The 17,452-nt window shown below is 65.4% G+C and carries 15 protein-coding genes; 6 read left to right on the top strand and 9 right to left on the bottom strand.

The window, feature by feature from the left end; all coding sequences use genetic code 11:
• From KF871_RS17960 to KF871_RS17950, 3 genes are all read right to left on the bottom strand, one after another.
• Positions 1-409: TCP-1/cpn60 chaperonin family protein (locus KF871_RS17960; protein ID WP_291145772.1), on the bottom strand; the 409-nt coding region annotated here is incomplete at its 3' end.
• Positions 410-527: 118 nt separating this feature from the next.
• A complete protein-coding gene (groES, locus tag KF871_RS17955) occupies positions 528-818 on the bottom strand; it encodes a co-chaperone GroES (protein ID WP_251709101.1) in 291 nt (96 codons plus the stop codon).
• A gap of 175 nt (positions 819-993) precedes the next feature.
• Positions 994-2,724 (bottom strand): PAS domain S-box protein, encoded by a 1,731-nt coding sequence (locus KF871_RS17950; protein WP_291145766.1) that lies wholly within the window; start codon positions 2,722-2,724, stop codon positions 994-996.
• Positions 2,725-3,014: 290 nt separating this feature from the next.
• On the opposite strand from KF871_RS17950, the gene KF871_RS17945 reads away from it, so the two are divergent.
• Positions 3,015-3,602 (top strand): Crp/Fnr family transcriptional regulator, encoded by a 588-nt coding sequence (locus KF871_RS17945; protein ID WP_291145763.1) that lies wholly within the window; start codon positions 3,015-3,017, stop codon positions 3,600-3,602.
• A 7-nt stretch (positions 3,603-3,609) separates the two neighbouring features.
• Here KF871_RS17945 and KF871_RS17940 read toward each other — a convergent pair whose 3' ends face one another.
• The 4 genes from KF871_RS17940 to metK form a co-directional block, all read right to left on the bottom strand.
• Positions 3,610-5,094 carry a methyl-accepting chemotaxis protein gene (locus KF871_RS17940; RefSeq protein ID WP_367172067.1) on the bottom strand — a complete coding sequence of 495 codons (1,485 nt, stop codon included), beginning with the start codon at positions 5,092-5,094 and terminating at the stop codon, positions 3,610-3,612.
• 257 nt (positions 5,095-5,351) lie between these two features.
• Positions 5,352-6,125 carry an SDR family oxidoreductase gene (locus KF871_RS17935; protein ID WP_291145760.1) on the bottom strand — a complete coding sequence of 258 codons (774 nt, stop codon included), beginning with the start codon at positions 6,123-6,125 and terminating at the stop codon, positions 5,352-5,354.
• A gap of 32 nt (positions 6,126-6,157) precedes the next feature.
• Positions 6,158-8,179 carry a PAS domain S-box protein gene (locus KF871_RS17930; protein ID WP_291145757.1) on the bottom strand — a complete coding sequence of 674 codons (2,022 nt, stop codon included), beginning with the start codon at positions 8,177-8,179 and terminating at the stop codon, positions 6,158-6,160.
• 166 nt (positions 8,180-8,345) lie between these two features.
• Positions 8,346-9,530 carry a methionine adenosyltransferase gene (metK, locus tag KF871_RS17925; RefSeq protein ID WP_291145753.1) on the bottom strand — a complete coding sequence of 395 codons (1,185 nt, stop codon included), beginning with the start codon at positions 9,528-9,530 and terminating at the stop codon, positions 8,346-8,348.
• Positions 9,531-9,698: 168 nt separating this feature from the next.
• Between metK and KF871_RS17920 the strand changes: the two genes are divergently transcribed.
• Together KF871_RS17920 and KF871_RS17915 are read left to right on the top strand one after the other, a co-directional pair.
• Complete coding sequence (locus KF871_RS17920) at positions 9,699-10,520, top strand: lysophospholipid acyltransferase family protein (RefSeq protein ID WP_291145789.1); 822 nt, start codon at positions 9,699-9,701, stop codon at positions 10,518-10,520.
• An 11-nt stretch (positions 10,521-10,531) separates the two neighbouring features.
• Positions 10,532-11,440 carry a lipid A biosynthesis acyltransferase gene (locus tag KF871_RS17915; protein ID WP_291145750.1) on the top strand — a complete coding sequence of 303 codons (909 nt, stop codon included), beginning with the start codon at positions 10,532-10,534 and terminating at the stop codon, positions 11,438-11,440.
• Here KF871_RS17915 and KF871_RS17910 read toward each other — a convergent pair.
• Positions 11,428-12,345 carry an alpha/beta fold hydrolase gene (locus KF871_RS17910; RefSeq protein ID WP_291145747.1) on the bottom strand — a complete coding sequence of 306 codons (918 nt, stop codon included), beginning with the start codon at positions 12,343-12,345 and terminating at the stop codon, positions 11,428-11,430. The two genes, KF871_RS17915 and KF871_RS17910, sit on opposite strands and share 13 nt — an antisense overlap.
• 25 nt (positions 12,346-12,370) lie before the next feature.
• Positions 12,371-13,075, bottom strand: coding sequence for a ribosome biogenesis GTP-binding protein YihA/YsxC (gene yihA, locus KF871_RS17905; protein ID WP_291145744.1), 705 nt, complete (start codon positions 13,073-13,075; stop codon positions 12,371-12,373).
• A 101-nt stretch (positions 13,076-13,176) separates the two neighbouring features.
• Here yihA and KF871_RS17900 point away from each other — a divergent pair, with 101 nt between their 5' ends.
• From KF871_RS17900 to ccsB, 3 genes are all read left to right on the top strand, one after another.
• The gene (locus tag KF871_RS17900) at positions 13,177-13,791 is read left to right on the top strand and encodes a c-type cytochrome (protein WP_291145742.1); all 615 of its coding nucleotides are present in this window, start codon (positions 13,177-13,179) and stop codon (positions 13,789-13,791) included.
• A 176-nt stretch (positions 13,792-13,967) separates the two neighbouring features.
• Positions 13,968-16,091 (top strand): cytochrome c biogenesis protein ResB, encoded by a 2,124-nt coding sequence (locus tag KF871_RS17895; protein WP_291145739.1) that lies wholly within the window; start codon positions 13,968-13,970, stop codon positions 16,089-16,091.
• Entirely contained in the window at positions 16,088-17,449 is a 1,362-nt protein-coding gene (ccsB, locus tag KF871_RS17890) for a c-type cytochrome biogenesis protein CcsB (protein ID WP_291145737.1), read from the top strand. Before KF871_RS17895 ends, ccsB begins: the two co-directional genes overlap by 4 nt.
• Positions 17,450-17,452: the final 3 nt, after the last annotated feature.

The following is a 17,452-nucleotide window of genomic DNA, read 5'->3' as shown; positions in this document are numbered from 1 at the left end:
CCTTGCTCGATTTCTTGAGCTGCTCGACCAGAGCGGCGACGGCCTTGTCGATGCCGCGCTTGAGGTCCATCGGGTTCATGCCGGCGGCCACGTACTTCATGCCTTCGCGCACGATGGCCTGGGCCAGCACGGTGGCGGTGGTGGTGCCGTCACCGGCGTTGTCGCTGGTCTTGGAAGCGACTTCCTTGACCATCTGGGCGCCCATGTTCTGGAGCTTGTCCTTCAGTTCGATCTCTTTGGCGACCGACACACCGTCCTTGGTGACGGTGGGGGCGCCGAACGAGCGCTCGAGCACCACGTTGCGGCCTTTGGGGCCCAGGGTCACTTTCACTGCGTTGGCCAGGATGTTCACACCCTCGACCATGCGGGCACGGGCGTCACCGCCGAAAACCACGTCTTTAGCTGCCATGTCTAAATCTCCAAAAATCAGTTCAGTGCGAATGACGGATGACGGATGACTTCGGCTTCGCCGTTGATGACAGATGACAGGCAGTCATTTGTCATGAGGCGAAGCGAGTCATTTGTCATCACTTCTCGACGACGGCAAACAGGTCGTCTTCTTTCATGACAAGCAGCTCATCGCCGTCGACCTTGACGGTCTGGCCGCTGTACTTGCCGAACAGCACGCGATCACCGACCTTGACGGTCAGCGCTTTGGTTTCGCCTTTGTCGTTGGTGCGGCCCGGGCCCACTGCCACGACCTCGCCCTGGTCGGGCTTCTCGGCGGCGTTGTCGGGGATGACGATGCCCGAGGCGGTCTTGGTTTCGCTCTCGACGCGCTTGACGATCACGCGGTCGGCGAGGGGACGAAGTTTCATTGCATCTCCTGATGTCGAATGGATGGGAAACGGGGATTGCCCGGCAGAGATGCCAGGGCCACGGCGCTGGTGTTAGCACTCAGCGCCAGCGAGTGCTAATCATAAGGGCGCCCGATGACCATTTCAAGAATGGCCCCCAAAATCTGCCGCCGAACGGGCGTTTTGCCTGGGTTATTCAGCTGGCGCGAGGCAGCCACACGCCGAATCGGGCCCCTTGCCCCGGGGCGGACTGTGCCGACAGGCGCCCGCCGTGGCTGTCGACGATCTGTTTGACCAGGGCCAGGCCAATGCCGTCACCGGTGATGGCGGGGTCGTCACAGGCCCGGCCGAACATTTGCCACATCAGTTCCAGTTGGCTCGGATCGAAACCCTTGCCGTGGTCCTGTATCCATACTTCGGTCCCTTCGGCGTCATGTGCATGGCCGAAGCCGATGTCGACGGTATCGCACTGGCTGCTGTATTTGATGGCGTTGTCAACCAGGTTGGCCCAGACCTCTTGCAGCAGCACCGCGTCTCCGTCCACGGTGGGCAGTTCCCCCAGCCCAGTGACACGGATGTCCCGCTGTGGCCAAGAGGCGCGGGCGTCTTCGACCACCCCCGATATCAGGGGCGCCAGTGCCACCGGTGCGTGGGCGATGGCCTGTCGGCCCAGGCGCGAGAACTTGAGCATCGCCTCCACAAGGTTGTGCAGCCGGGCGCCAGCGGTGCGCACGCGATCGCAGTAAGCGCGTGCCTGCTCGAGCTCCCCGGCGTCCAGGTGGAGTTGCAGGATCTCGGCATAGCTCACCATGTGCCGAATCGGCTTTTTGAGGTCGTGCGACAGCGCGTGCGAAAAGTCGGTGAGGGCGCGGTTGGCCTCTTCCAGCTGCTCGGTGCGCTCCTGGACCATGTGATTGAGCTTGTCGTTGGTGCGACGGCGTTCGTCGATCAGCTCGTAGTAGACGGAGACGTCTTGCACCATCCAGGTGCTGGGCATGCGGTAACCCTGCCCGTTGAACTCTGGAATGCCGCGGCAACGTACCCAGCGCAGGTTGCCCTGCGCGGAGATCAGGGGCAACTCTTCGTCGAACTCCTCGCCTGTGCGCAGGGATTCGTCCAGCTTTTGCCGCACGCTCACCCTGGTGCCTTGCGGGCACAAAGCCACCAGCGTATCAAAGTCCAGGGGCTCGTTGCTGATGGGACGATCGGCAATACGAAACACCTCGCTGGACCAACGTGAGCGTCCCAGCTGGTGGTCGTACTCGATGCGCCCAAGCTGTGCCAGTTGCTGCGCCACTTCCAGATGGTGTTGGAGGCGCAGGTTCGCCTGCTCCAGGACCTTGCGCTCGCTGATGTCTGTCTGGATCGAAAAGTAGGCCGCCACCTCACCGGCCGCGTCCCGGATGGGCTCGATGTTGAGCAACACCGTGTAGGCCTGGCCGTCCTTGCGGTAGTTGATCAGCTCAATGCCGGAAATGGCCCTGCCTGCCGAAAGATCGGATTTGAGTCTGGCGGTGACGCGCGTGCTCGTGAGTGGGCCGTGCAGAAACTCGCTGGCTCGGCGGCCTTGAACCTCCTTCAGGCTCCAGCCAGTCACCGCGCCGTAGGTGCTGTTGACCCAGCGAATGCGTTGATCGCGGTCGGTGATGACCACCATGTTGTCGCTGTGCTCGACGATGCGCCGCAACACCTGCAGCCAATCGCCGAGATCATCCAATCCGGCTTCGCTGGGCGGGGAGGCTTCGATGTCGGCTTCCGGTGTGGTGGCGTCGTCTGATGCCGGAACCAGCGTCAGTGCCTTGGGCAAGGCCTGGCCGTTCATGTCGATGTCTCCGATTGCTCCTGATCCTGTAGCTTCTGCGGCATAGGCGATGCGGTTCATGGCGCCACGGCGGTAGGCATTTGGCGAACTGCTGATCCTGATCATGGCGCCACTCCTGCGAACTCTGGTAGTAATGGCGTGCACGTTAGTGACCGAACGCTCATTGCGATGTCCTGCCATGGCTTATGGGGCTGATAGTTGCGCCAACAATGAATTCGAGCGCGGTCGAGCCTCGGCCGAATCAGGGCGCGCGCCCGCGTACATGTCCATCTGTTTCGATCACCATGACACCCAGGGCTCCTCAGAAACTTGCGCACGGCAGCAACCGGTGCGAGCAGTGCACCACGCGCCAGCGCTGCATCGTGTCTTGCCTTTCGGCGGAACAGTTTGCTGCGTTGCAGCCGCAGATCGTCGAGCGGGTCATTCCTGTGGGGCGGGAGATCGAGACCCAGGGTGCCCGCCCGGACACCGTGCGCATCGTCAAACTGGGCTTGTTCAAAGGGACTCGCCTGACGGCGCGAGGCGAGCGTCGGGCTGTCTGCCTGCAAGGCAAAGGCCGCATCGTGGGGTTGAGTGGCCTGTACCGACAGCCAGCCTCGTTGTCGGTGGTGGCGATCACACCGGCGCGCGTCTGCGAGGTGCCCATTGATGTGATCGATGACCTCGGCGCAACCGACCGCAACTTCCGGCGATGCCTGTACAAGGCGCTGGCGCGCTATATCGACAACCTGGCCGACTGGTCGCGGATCCTGCGCGAGGAGGGCATCGCTACCCAGCTTTGTCAGGCCTTGCACCTGATATCCCTCGAAGAAGGTCACAAGGCGTTCCGTATCCCGAGCCACGTGGAGCTGGGGCGTGTACTGGGTGCCCGGCGCGAAACGGTCGCGCGCCACATCGGCGCCCTGATTGAGCGCGGGCACTTCACCAAGATCGATCGCTGGCATGGGATGCTGACGACAGCGTCTGACGGAACGTGCGCCTGAGCCGGCGTCAGGCGAACACGCCGACCGCTGCGTCCAGGGCCGCCGCTTCGTGCTGCAGGTTGCGCGCCGCCGCCACCAACTGTTCGACCAGTGCCGCGTTCTGAGTGGTGACCTGATCGAGCGACCCCACGGCCTGACTCACCTGGGCAACGCTGTCCGCCTGCGTCGCTGCGGCAGCACCCATGTCGTCGATCAGGGCGTTGGCACCCGCCACGCGCTCGGTGGTGCGCTCGATGGTCTGGCCTGCCGAATCGACCATGCGCACGCCCGTGTCGACCGCTGTGATGGCCTGCTGGATCAGCGAGCGAATCTCGCCGGCTGCCGACGAACTGCGCTGCGCAAGCGAGCGCACCTCGCCCGCCACCACGGCGAAGCCGCGGCCCTGCTCGCCGGCGCGCGCGGCCTCCACCGCGGCATTGAGCGCCAGGATGTTGGTCTGGAAGGCGATGGAGTCGATGACCGCGATGATCTCGTTCATGCGCCGGCTCGATTGCGCAATCTGGCTCATCGTGGCCACCACGTCGCGCACGGCCTCGCCTCCCGCTTGCGCCACGGTGGAAGCGTCGCGCGCTCGCGCGGCGGCGTCGCGGGCGGCCACCGCGTTGTGCTGGATGCTGCGTGAGAGCTCGTCCATGGAGGCCGCGGTCTCTTGCAGGCTGGCGGCTGCTTGATCGGTGCGCTGGTTCAAATCGCCGTTGCCGGCGGCGATCTGCTGGCTGGCTTCGGCCACGCGGGTGGCGCGAATGCTCACGTCGTCCACCAGTGCTTTCATGTTCAGTGCCGCCTGGTTGAGCGAGCGCTGCAGCAGGCCGACAGCGTCGAGCCGGTTGGGCAGGGTCTGGCAGCCCAGCTGGCCGCGCGCCAGGGCTTGCGCCTGCGCCAGCAGCGCCTCGAGCGGTCGACCGATTTGTGCGCGATGGCACCAGGCACCCGCGGCCAGCGCGGCGCCCTGGGCGATCGCAAGCCCCGTCCAGGTGGCGGTACTGGCCCCGGACTGAGCCACCACCACCCAGGCGGGCAGCGCGCCCAGCGCCACGGGAACCGCACAGCGAACGCCGGTGCGTGCGGTCTGGGCCCGCGACAAGACGGCCAGCCATCCCGTGCGTACCAGAAGGCCCTGGCGGAAGGCGAAGCCACTGGCCTTGCCTTCGCGAAAGCGTGCGTACCAACGCTCGGCCACCGCGGTTTCGCCGGGCGCAGGCCGGGTCCGAACCGACATGTAGCCGGTGAGCTGGCCGTCACGGTGCAGCGGTGTCACGTTGGCGCGCACCCAATAGTGGTCGCCGTCCTTGCGCCGGTTCTTGACCAGGGCCGACCAGGCCTGACCGCTGCGCAAGGTCTGCCACATGTCGCGAAACGCCTCGACGGGCATGTCGGGATGGCGCACGAGGTTGTGGGGTTGACCCATCAACTCCTCGCGGGTGAAACCGCTGGCGGCCACGAAGGCCTCGTTCACGTAGGTGATGCGGCTGTCGGCGTCGGTGGTCGACATGAGGGTCGCGCCGTCACCGATGACGAACTCGCGTTGGGACACGGGAAGATTCACACGCATGGGGGCTCCTGTTGAAGGGTTGTGGGCCTGTCCGTGCTGCGCAGAATCGGCCGCCCCATGGCTTGGGAAGAGCGGAAATGCGGGGTGTTTCGCCCCAATCGGATGCCCAAGTGATCGAACGCGCACGCGTGCGCTGCAACATCGGGTCGCCCGGTAGGGACGCTGTTGCGCGTCAGCAACCCGCTTTGGTCGCGGTTTTAGAAGTGCGCGAGGTAGCCGCCGTCGACCACGATCACCTGGCCGGTGACATAGCTGGCGGCAGGTGAGGCCAGAAAAACCGCCGCGCCAGCGATCTCCTGTGGCTGGCCCCAGCGACCGAGCGAGGTGCGCTGCTGGAGCCAGTGGGCCACGCCTGGGTCATCGACCATAGCGGCATTGGTTTCGGTGGCGAAATAGCCCGGTGCGATGGCATTGGCCGTAATGCCATGGGCGCCGAGTTCGGCCGCCAGCGCCCGGGTCATGGCCTCCAGTGCGCCTTTGCTGGTGGTGTAGGCCGCGTCGCCGGCGCGCGCAATCGGCCCGGCGATGGAGGTGAGGTTGATCAGCCGGCCATGCCCCTGCTGGCGCATGACGGCGCCGGCCTCGCGGCAAAGGTGCCAGGCGGCCACGAGGTTGGTTTCCAGCAGCTCACGCAGGGCGGCTGGTGGCAGCTTGTCCAGGGGTTCGCGGCGGCGCTGCCCCACGGCGTTGACCAGGATGTCGAGCCGGCCGCAGGCCGCACGCACCCGCTGCACCGCGGCACTGGCGGCGGCTTCGTCGCTGATGTCAAAGGGCAAGGCCCGCGCCGAAGGGCCGATTTCGTTTGCGACCGATTGCAGATGGGTCGCGTCGCGGCCCCCCAACCACACAGCGGCGCCGTGGTCTGCCAGGGCCCGCGCGATCGCCAAACCCAGACCGCGCCCGGCGCCGGTGACCAGCGCCACCTGTCCGCTCAGGTCAAACAGCGATGGGGATGGTTGGCTCGCTTGCATGACCCGGGATTATCCGGGCCATGCGCGCTCACTCAGGCGGAGAGGGCGGCCATGGCCGACGGGGTGAAGTCCATCACCGCTTCGGACCCTTCGAAGGGCAGTGTGAAGTAGAAGGTACAGCCGCGACCCGGCGCGGTCTCGCACCAGATGCGCCCGCCGTGGCGTTCGATGATGCGCTGCGTGAGCGCCAGACCGGTGCCGTTGCCCTCGAAGTCCATCGAGTGGTGCTGGCGCTGGAACATTACGAACAGGTTGTGCGCCTTCTCCAGGTCGAAGCCCACGCCGTTGTCGCTGATGAAGAACATGTGGCCGCCGACCGGGTTGACCTTGCAGCCCACCTCGATGCGCGCATGTGGGTGCTTGCGCGTGTACTTGACGGCGTTGTCGAGCAGGTTGCCCCAGGCCTGGGCCAGCAGCATGGCGTCGCCACGCACCACGGGCAGATCAGAGTCGACCACCCATTCGATCTGGCGCTGGGCGTTGTCCTGGCGCACGTGGGCGATCACGCCGTTCAGCAGCGGCCCCAGCGGCACGGGTTGCGACTCGACCGCCACGCGGCCCAGGCGGGCGTACTCCAGCAAGCCCTCGATCATCTGGCTCATGCGCTTGCTCGATTTGCTGATCGACTGCATGCACTGTTGCACCATCGGATCGTCGTGCTCGCCCAACTGCTCGTGCAGCAGGGAGGTGAAGCTGGCAATGTGGCGCAGTGGGGCGCGCAGGTCGTGCGAGACCATGTGCGAGAAGACGTCAAGGTCCTTGTTGGCCGCCACCAACTGGCGCGTGCGCTCGGCGACGCGTTTTTCCAGTTCGCGGTTGAGGTCGTTCATCACGTCCTCGAGGTTCTTGGCGGCGGTCATGTCGCGCGTGATGCACGAGAGGCCACGCAGTTCGCCCTGCTCGCTGCGCAACGCGGTGACCACCGTCAGCGCCCAGAAGCGAGAGCCGTCCTCGCGCAGCCGCCAGCCGCGGGTTTCCCACTGGCCGTGCGACTTGGCCAGGCGCAGCACCTGTTCAGCGTCGATCTCGTCTTCGCCCGCGTTCTCGGTGCACATGAGCGTGCCGAACTTCTGGCCGGTCATGGCGTTTTTGGCATGACCGTGCATGCGCTGTGCGCTTTCGGTCCAATCAGTGATGTGGCCGGCTTCGTCGATGAAGTAGATGCAGTGGTCCTGCAAGGCATCCACCATGAGCCGGTAGCGCTGCTCGCTCTCGAACAGCTCGGTGCTGCGCTCGCGCACGCGTTCTTCGAGGTCGCGGTTGGCGTTGAGCACCATTTCTTCGGTCAGGCGACGCTCACTGATGTCGTGCAGCTCGATGAAGATGCCCTTGACCTCATCGCCTTGCTGGTCGGGCAGGTAGTGGATCTCGTAGAAATGGCGGCCACCGGCGGCATCGACGCGCTCGGCCTCGAACTGTTGAGGCTGACCGCTGAGTGCGGCGGCCACGCGGCTCAGGATGTCCTGCAGCACCTCTGGGCGCACCACTTCGCTCAAGTGAGAGCCGACCATGTCATCCGGGCTTTTGCCGTAGCGGCCGGCGTGGGCGGCGTTGGCGAAGCGGCAGATCAGGTCCTTGTCGTAGTACGCCAGTCGGGCGGGGATGCGATCGGTGATGTTGCGCAACAGCGCTTCGGTTGGTGTCGGTGCGTCGGTGTCGACCTTGCTGGTCGGGGTGGCCGGCATGACGGTGCCACTGGCGTAGAGGAAGTGGCCTTGACTGTCGAAAACAGCTGCCGAGTTCAGCGTGGCGTGCATGACGCTGCCATTGGCCCGCCGCAGGCTGAGCACCAGGGTCTGGGGCTCGCCAGTCTGGCGCAGCATGTCAAGGTGGGTGCGCAGCTGTTCTGCGCTGCCATGGTCTGCCGGCTCTATCAGGTGAGCCATGGCGTCGGCCTGGGCATGCTCGTGACCGAGCCATTGCAACAGGGTGCGGTTGGCACGCAGGCACTGCAGGTGCGCGTCAAGTGCCAGCAGTCCGCAAGGGGCGAGATCGAAGGGATCAGCGCCACCGTGTGCGGCTTGCGCATCGGTCAAGGGCAGGTCGAGGTCCATGAAAGCTCCGGCTGAAAGGCTCAGGCAAAGGGGTTCTTGTCTGGGCATATCGGCGGCGTCACGGAAAAATTCAGGCCTGTCTTTCGCACCCGGACCACCGGTGCGAAAGCGCACGAAAAAGCCCCGCTGACTGGCGCCAGTGGGGCTTTTTTTTAGGTGTTATGGCTTATTTGAGCCCGGCCGCTGCACGCAGCGCGGCAGCCTTGTCTGTCTTTTCCCAGGTGAATTCGGGCTCTTCGCGGCCGAAGTGACCGTAGGCGGCGGTCTTGCCGTAGATCGGGCGCAGCAGGTCGAGCATTTGAATGATGCCTTTCGGGCGCAGGTCGAAATGCTCCTGCACCAGTTTGGCGATTTGCTCGTCGGGGATCACGCCGGTGCCTTCGGTGTAGACCGTGATGTTCATCGGACGGGCCACGCCGATCGCGTAGGCGACCTGGATCTGGCATTGCTTGGCCAGACCGGCGGCCACGATGTTCTTGGCCACGTAGCGCGCGGCGTAGGCAGCGGAGCGGTCGACCTTGGAGGGGTCCTTGCCGGAGAAGGCGCCTCCGCCGTGCGGGCAGGCGCCGCCGTAGGTGTCGACGATGATCTTCCGCCCGGTGAGGCCGCAATCACCTTGCGGGCCGCCGATCACGAAGCGCCCGGTCGGGTTGATCAGGTACTTGGTGTCCTTCAGCCATTCCTTGGGCAGCACCGGCTTGATGATCTCTTCGATGATGGCTTCGTTGAAGCTGGCCTTCATCTTGGTGGGCGACTCGCTCTGGTCGGGCGAGTGTTGCGTGGACAGCACCACGGTGTCGATGCTGTGCGGCTTGCCATCCACGTAGCGCATGGTCACCTGGCTCTTCGCGTCCGGACGAAGGAAAGGCAGGCGGCCGTCCTTGCGCAGCTGCGCCTGGCGCTCCACAAGGCGGTGCGCGTAGTAGATGGGCGCGGGCATCAACTCGGGCGTTTCGTCACAGGCGTAGCCGAACATCAGGCCCTGATCACCGGCACCGGTGTTGAGGTGGTCGTCGGAGGCGTGGTCCACACCCTGGGCGATGTCGTTGGACTGCTTGTCGTAGCAGACCATGACGGCGCAGCCCTTGTAGTCGATGCCGTAGTCGGTGTTGTCGTAGCCGATGCGCTTGATGGTGTCGCGCGCGACCTGGATGTAGTCGACGTGGGCGTTGGTGGTGATTTCGCCCGCCAGCACCACGAGGCCGGTGTTGGTCAGTGTTTCGGCGGCCACGCGGCTGCGCGGATCCTGCTCGAAGATGGCATCAAGGATGGCGTCGGAGATCTGGTCCGCCACCTTGTCGGGGTGGCCTTCGGACACGGATTCGGACGTGAAGAGGAAATCGCTCGCCATTTAAACTCCTGAGGTTGCTGGATCGGCGTTGCCGGTCTGTCAGAAGTCGGCGAACGCTTTAGCGGTATTTTTGAATCGCCCCGCAATCAGTTCATCAACTCGGCGAAGGCGTGATTCTAGTCCAGTCACCCGCCGTCCACACCCTGCGTTTTGCCTTTGGCTTTCCTGATTCGCCACCTTTTTCACCTGGGTGCCCGCATGCCACTGGCGGTGCTGCACGCGCTGGGCGTGGTGCTGGGCTGGCTGACGTTTCTGGGGTCGCCCCTGTACCGGCGGCGCCTGCTGGCCAACGCCCGCCTGGCCCAGCAACCGCTCGGGGTGGCTCTGCAGTCGGTGGGGCAGGCGGGTCGCATGGTGGCGGAGTTGCCGCGTCTGTGGCTGGGTGCGCCGGTGCCGGTGCGCTGGGACGGTGTGGTGCACATCGATGCCGCACTCGCGTCCGGGCGCGGCATGCTGTTTCTGACGCCCCACCTCGGTTGCTTCGAAGTCACGGCCCAGGCGTACGCGGCCCGGTTTGGCGCCGTCAAGCCCATGACCGTTCTCTACCGTCCCTCGCGCCAGCCCTGGCTGCGGGGTTTGGTGGACGAAACCCGCGAGCGCCCGGGCTTGCGCACCGCGGCCACCACCTTGTCGGGCGTTCGCCAGTTGATTGGCGCGCTCAAAGCGGGGGAGGCGGTGGGCCTGCTGCCCGATCAGGTGCCGCCCCTGGGCCTGGGGGTCTGGGCACCCTTCTTCGGGCAGGACGCCTACACCATGACCTTGTCGGCCCGCCTTGCACGTTCGGCCGATGCGACCGTGCTGCTGAGCTGGGGCGAGCGCCTGTCCTGGGGGCGCGGCTACGTGATTCACGTGCGGCCATTGGGCGCTGACTTGCCAACGGAGCCCCAGGCGGCGGCCTCGGTGATCAATGCCGCGATGGAAAGCCTGGTGCGAGAATCGCCCGCCCAGTACCTCTGGTCGTACGACCGCTACAAGGCCCCTCGCAAATGACAGCGCCCGCGGTGGACACCCCACCCCCGAATGCCCAGCCCAACCTTGGCACGCGTCTGGGCATCGGCTTCATGCGGCTGCTGGCCCGTCTGCCCCTGCCCTGGGTGCGTGCTCTGGGCCGGGTGCTGGGCCATGTCTTGCACGCGCTGGCGGGCCGGCGTCGCCGCATCGCGCTGGCCAATTGGCGCGCGTGTTTTCCAGACCAGTCCGAGGCCGAGTGCAGGGCCGCGGTGCGGCGCCATTTCGTTTTCTTTGCGCAGGCCTGGCTCGACCGCGGCTGGTTGTGGGAAGGCCCCGAGCACCTCGTCAAGCGTCGGCTCATGCTCAAAGGCGACCTGGCCGTCTTCGATGGCGACAAGCCAACGGTAATGTTCGCCCCCCATTTCGTGGGCCTGGATGCGGGGGGTACCGCCCTGTCGGCCAAGGTGGCACGGCGCTTCTGCAGTGTGTATGCCGAGCAGGCCAATCCCGCCATTGATCGCTGGATCGCCGAGGGGCGCCAACGCTTCGGACACCCCCACATCGTGAACAAATGGCAGGGCTTGCGTGCCATCGTGTCGGCCGTGCGCGACGGCTTTCCGCTCTACCTGCTGCCCGACATGGACCATGGCGAGCGCGATGCGGTGTTTGTTCCGTTTTTTGGCGTGAAGGCGGCCACCGTCACGTCGTTGCCAAGGCTGGCGCGACTGGGCAAGGCGCAGGTCGTCTCGGTGACCACCCGCATGGTGCCCGAGGGCTACGAGGTGACGGTGCACCCCCCCTGGGAGGGCTACCCCACCGAATCGGTCGAGGAAGACACCGCCCGGATGAACCGCGTGCTGGAGGGGTACATCCGCACGATGCCGGAGCAGTACTACTGGGTGCACAAACGCTTCAAGACCCGCCCGCCCGGCGAGCCTGACTTCTATCAGGGCGTCTGACGCAGGAAGTCCTCAAGCAAGCTGGCCACCCGGGCCGGCTGCTCGTGCACCAGCCAGTGGGTGCAATCGGCCAGGCGCTCAATTCGCAGATCGGGTACCCAGGCGTCCAATCCCTCGAGCAGCGAAGGTGGCAATACCGTGTCGCCTTCGCCCCATATCACCAGCGTGGGCACACGCACCGTCACCGCTTCGTCGGGCAATTGCACAGCGGTGGCACCCGGGTCCGCCGGCGAGGGCGGGCGAAGGGGCGACGCGGCGTAGTAATTGCAGCCGCCATGCAGGCCCTGGCGCCAGACGGCGCGGTAGCGCTCACGCATGGCATCGTCGAGCCAGGCATGGGGGCCCTGCGAGGCCGCCATGTCAGTGAAGAAGGGCCACAGCCGGGCGAAGTCGTTCTCGGCCAGCAGTGCCGGTGCATCCGGGCGCGCCAGGAAGTTCATGTAGGCGCTGGCGGCCTGTTGCGTGGCGGAACGGGTCAACTCGCGCTGAAACGGTGCCGGATGCGGTGCGTTCAGGATGGCCAGCCGCGCCATGCGTTGCGGGTGTTGCGCCGCAAAGGCCCAGGCCAGCGCACCGCCCCAGTCGTGCGCCACCAGCATGGCCACCCGTCCTGGGGTGGGGCTGTTGGCGCAGATCTGCTCCACCAGGGCGTCCATGTCCTGCACCAGGTAACGGGCGCGGTAGGCCTTGGGTTCGGCGGGGGCGCTGGAGCGCTCGTAGCCCCGAAGGTTGGGGGCCACGCACCGGTAGCCGTCGCGTGCAAAGCGCTCCAGCATGTCGTCCCAGACAAACGCGGCCTCCGGAAATCCGTGCAGGAACAGCAGCACAGGCTGGCCGGGGGTGCCGGCCGCACGGCAGCTCAAGGTGATGCCGTGGGGCAGGTGGGCGTCGAACGTTTCGATCATGGGTGGGCAGCGAAGGCCCACCGGATCAAGCGGTGGGCGGTGGGAGGTCGGGGTCTTCGGCGGCTTGGCCGGCGTCGGTGGGCACGTGGGTCCAATCCCACAGCAGCGTGGCCACGTCGTCGAGGCCTTGCTTCTTGAGGGCCGAGAACAGTCTGGCCTCACCACCCGCGCTTTGCAGTCGCGCAATCGACAAAGCCTTGCTGGCCTCGCTGCGCGTGAGCTTGTCGGCCTTGGTGAGCAGCACCAGGAACTTCAGCCCCTGCTGTACGCGGGGCCGGATGGCCTCGAGCAGGGCTTCGTCGAGCTCGGTCAGGCCCAGGCGCGGGTCGGTGAGCATGACCACGCCCGCCAGGCTCTCGCGGGTGAGCAGGTAATTGAGCATCACCCGCTGCCAGCGCTGCTTGGCCTCATGCGGTACCGCGGCATAGCCGTAGCCCGGCAGGTCGGCCAGCACGGCGTCGGTCACGCCCTGTTTGCCCAACGAGAACAGGTTGATGCTCTGCGTCCGCCCAGGCGTCTTGGACGCGAAGGCCAGGCGCTTTTGCTGGGTCAGCGTGTTGATGGCGGTCGATTTGCCCGCGTTGGAGCGGCCCACGAACGCGATCTCCGGCACCGACACTGGCGGCAGTGTCTCCAGTGTGGGGGCGGTGGTCAGGAAGCGCGCGGTGTGCAGCCAGGCGTGGGCGCGGCGCGCATCAGCCGATGCGGGGGCTGGGGTGTGGTGGGTCATTGCGGGAGTTCTCTGCGGCGCATTGTAAAATCTGCGGGTTTTGACCGGCCGAACCCCACTCGCCCCCAACCGATGCCGTCGTCTGCGACGCCAGCCCCGACATGAAACTGCTCGCTTCCTTCCTCATGGCCGCTGCTGTTGCAGCCCTTTCCCTGAACGTGCACGCCCAGTCGGCCAAGCCGGATCTGGCCAAGGGCTCGGCCTCCTATGGCAATGTGTGCGTGGCCTGCCACGCGGCCGACGGCAACTCCACCACGCCGGCCAACCCCAAGCTGGCGCACCAGCATCCTGAGTACCTGATCAAGCAACTGAACGAGTTCAAGTCCGGCAAGCGCAAGAACGCGGTGATGCAGGGCATGGTGGCCGCGCTGTCCGAGGCGGACATGGCCAACATCGCTCACTGGCTGAGCGAGCAAAAGGCTGCCCCGGGTTTTGCCTCGGACGCCGACTTGGTCCGCCAGGGTGAGCGCATCTACCGTGGTGGCCTGGCCGATCGCGGTATCGCCGCTTGCGCGGGCTGCCACAGCCCCAACGGCGCCGGCATTCCGGCGCAGTACCCGCGTCTGGCCGGTCAGCACAGCGAATACACAGCCTCGCAGCTCAAGCAGTTCCGCGACGGCACGCGTGCCAACAGCCTGCAGATGACCGGCGTGGCGGCCAAGATGACCGACCAGGAAATCAAGGCGGTGTCGGACTACATCGCCGGCCTGCGCTGACGCGCTGTCTGCCGAGGGTTTTCCCTCGATTGGGGTTTCAATATAAGTCGTCATTAATGTTTGGCGACACAATCCGGGCCTTGCCACAGGAAGGATTGAACCGCCAGCCGACGATTGCATCTCAACGGGGCGCTGTCCATCACAGGACGCGCCTTTTTTCTTGAGCGCCCACCACGATGACTGTTTCCACCCAAGGCCTTGAATTGCGTGCAGGCTCGCGTGCCCTGCGCGACGCGGTGGAGTTGCTGTCGTCGATGCGTTTTGCCATTGCGCTGCTGAGCGTGATCTGCATCGCCTCGGTGATCGGCACCGTGGTCAAACAGGCCGAGCCGTTCAACAACTACGTCAACCAGTTCGGACCGTTCTGGGCCGACGTGTTTGCATCGGCCAACCTGTACACGGTCTACAGCGCGTGGTGGTTCCTGCTGATCCTGGCGTTTCTAGTGACCAGCACCAGTCTGTGCATCGCGCGCAACACGCCCAAGATCCTGGCCGACTTCAAGGCTTTCAAAGAGAACCTGCGCGAGCAAAGCCTCAAGGCCTTTCCGCACCGCGCCGAGTCGGCGCTCGACGCGGCACCCGAAGCGGCGGCCAACCGGATCGGCCAGACCTTGCTCAAGGCGGGCTGGAAGGTTCGTCTGCAATCGCGCGACACGCCTGCCGGCCAGGGCTGGATGGTGGCGGCCAAGAAAGGTGCTGCCAACAAATGGGGCTATCTGGCCGCGCACAGCGCCATCGTGTTGGTGTGCGTGGGAGGCTTGCTCGACGGCGACCTGATGGTGCGCGCCCAAACGTGGTTCAACGGCAAGCAGGTGTTTTCCGGCGGTGGGCTGATTGCCGATGTGCCTGAGAAACACCGCCTGTCGGCCAGCAACCCAACCTTTCGCGGCAACCTGCTGGTCACCGAGGGCACGGCGTCGAGCACGGCCATCCTGTCGCAGCCGACTGGCGTGTTGCTGCAAGAGTTGCCGTTTTCCGTCGAGCTCAAGAAGTTCATCGTCGAGTACTACGAAACCGGCATGCCGCGGCTGTTTGCCAGTGACATCGTCATCCATGACAACGACACCGGTGAGCAGACCCCCGCCCGTGTGGAGGTCAACCACCCGGTGTTTCATCGCGGCGTGGCCATCTACCAGTCGAGCTTTGATGATGGCGGCTCGCGTGTGAAGCTCAAGGCGATCCCGGTTACCCGCGCCACCAAGCCCTTTGAGGTGGAGGGCACCATCGGTGGCTCAACGCAGCTGTCCAACGGCGACCAGCAACTTACCCTGGAGTACACCGGCCTGCGTGTGATCAACGTGGAGAACTTCGCGGGGCAGGGCAGTGGTGCCGATGTGCGCAAGGTGGACTTGCGCGACGAGATCCAGAACGCCATGGGTGCGGCGCACAAGCCCAATGCCGGTAAGACCTTGCGCAACGTGGGACCGAGCGTGACCTACAAGCTGCGCGACAACGCGGGCCAGGCCGTCGAGTACCACAACTACATGCTTCCGGTCGATCTGGACGGACAGCGCGTGTTCCTGCTGGGCATGCGCGAGACGCCGCAGGACAGCTTCCGTTACCTCCGGGTGCCGGCCGACGACCAGGACAGCATGGCGGGCTTTGCCCGAATGCGCGAAGCGCTGGACGACCCGGCCATGCGTGCCGAGGCCGTGCGGCGCTATGCGGTGCAGTCGGTCGAAGGCGGGCGCCCCGATCTGGCCGAGGCCCTGGCCGCCTCGGCCGGGCGTGCCCTGTCGCTTTTTGCCGGCGCCGAGGCGCAGGCCCAGACGGCCTCTCCCAATGCGCGCGCCATCGGTGGCTTGCAGGCCGTATCGAACTTTCTTGAAGAGAACGTCCCCGAGGCCGAGCGCGAGCGCGCCAGCGACGTGCTGATCCGCATCCTCAACGGCACCTTGTTCGAGTTGCTGCAGCTCAGCCGCGAGAAGGCGGGCCTGGCGCCCCTGGCGCGCGACGACGCCACGCAGCGTTTCATGACCCAGGCCGTCATCAGCCTGTCCGACACATTCTTCTATCCGGCGCCCATGGCGCTGATGCTGGAGGACTTCACCCATGTGCAGGCCAGCGTTTTCCAGGTGGCGAGGGCCCCTGGCAAGACCGTCGTCTACCTGGGGTGTCTGTTGCTCATCCTTGGCGTATTTGCCATGCTCTATGTCCGCGAGCGTCGCGTGTGGGTGTGGCTCGCGCCCCAGGGCGAGGGGTCGCAGGCCAGTCTGGCCTTGTCGACCAACCGCAAGACACTCGACGCGGACCGCGAATTCGAGCTGATCAAGACCCAGCTGCTGCAGGGGAACACATGAATACCGCTACCCAGACCATCGACCTGAAGAAATCCCGCGACGGCGTGGGCCTGCAGCCCGGCTACTTTGCGCGTCGCGGCGTGTGGGAATGGCTGTTTGCCGTGCTGGTGATCGGCGCCGGCGTGCTGGCATTCATGCGCTACGGCAATGCCATGGATGGCTATGAAAAGGCCATCCTGGCGGGCACCGTGCCCAGTCTGATCTGGCTGGGCTGGTTCTGGCGCCCGGTGCGCCTGTTGACCGTGCTGGTCGGCGCCATCGCCTTGCTGGCGATCTCGCTGTACCAGTCGCCCACGGGCAGCGCCGATCTGGCGCGCGGGGACACCGTCTTTTTGCTGAAGTACTTTCTGTCCAGCCAGTCGGCCATCCTCTGGATGAGCGTGTTGTTCTTCATGAGCACGGCGTTCTACTGGGTCGGCATGTTCACGCGCGCGGGCAGTGCCTTCGAGGCGCTGGGCTCGCGTCTGGCGTGGGTGGCGGTGGGCCTGGCACTGGTGGGCTCGCTCGTTCGCTGGTACGAAAGCCACCAGATCGGCACCGGCATCGGCCACATCCCTGTGAGCAACCTGTACGAAGTGTTCGTGCTGTTTTGCTGGCTGACCGCGTCGTTCTACCTCTACTACGAAGACCGTTACGCGACGCGCAGCATGGGTGCATTTGCCATGTTGATCGTGAGTGCCGCGGTGGGCTTCCTGCTCTGGTACACGGTGGTGCGCGGCGCACACGAAATCCAGCCGCTGGTGCCCGCACTGCAGAGCTGGTGGATGAAGCTGCACGTACCGGCCAACTTCATCGGCTACGGCACTTTCGCCATCGCGGCCATGCTGGCCTTTGCCTACCTGATCAAACAAAGCGCCGGCGAGACGCGCTGGTACAAGCTGGCACCGCTGTGGGTGCTGGGCGTGGTCTTGTGCTTCGAGCCCCTGGTGTTCCGTCAGGCCGCGGCCGAGAAGGGTGGCAGCTACTGGTTCATCTATTTCGGCGTGTCTGCCCTGATCGTGGGCAGCATCCTCGGCGGGCGCCGCCGCATTGCCGAGCGGCTGCCCAGCTTCGAGGTGCTCGACGACGTGATGTACAAGGCCATCGCGGTTGGCTTTGCCTTCTTCACCATTGCAACCGTGCTGGGTGCACTCTGGGCCGCCGAGGCCTGGGGTGGCTATTGGAGCTGGGACCCGAAGGAGACCTGGGCGCTGATCGTCTGGCTCAACTATGCCGCCTGGCTGCACATGCGCCTGATGAAAGGCCTGCGAGGCACGGTGGCGGCCTGGTGGGCGCTGGTTGGCCTGGTGATCACGACCTTCGCCTTCCTGGGCGTCAACATGTTCCTGTCGGGATTGCACAGCTACGGAGAACTCTGATCG

This window comes from Hydrogenophaga sp. (assembly GCF_019635465.1).
Classification (GTDB): Bacteria; Pseudomonadota; Gammaproteobacteria; order Burkholderiales; family Burkholderiaceae_C; genus Hydrogenophaga.
This window is presented reverse-complemented; position numbering and strand designations above follow the sequence as displayed.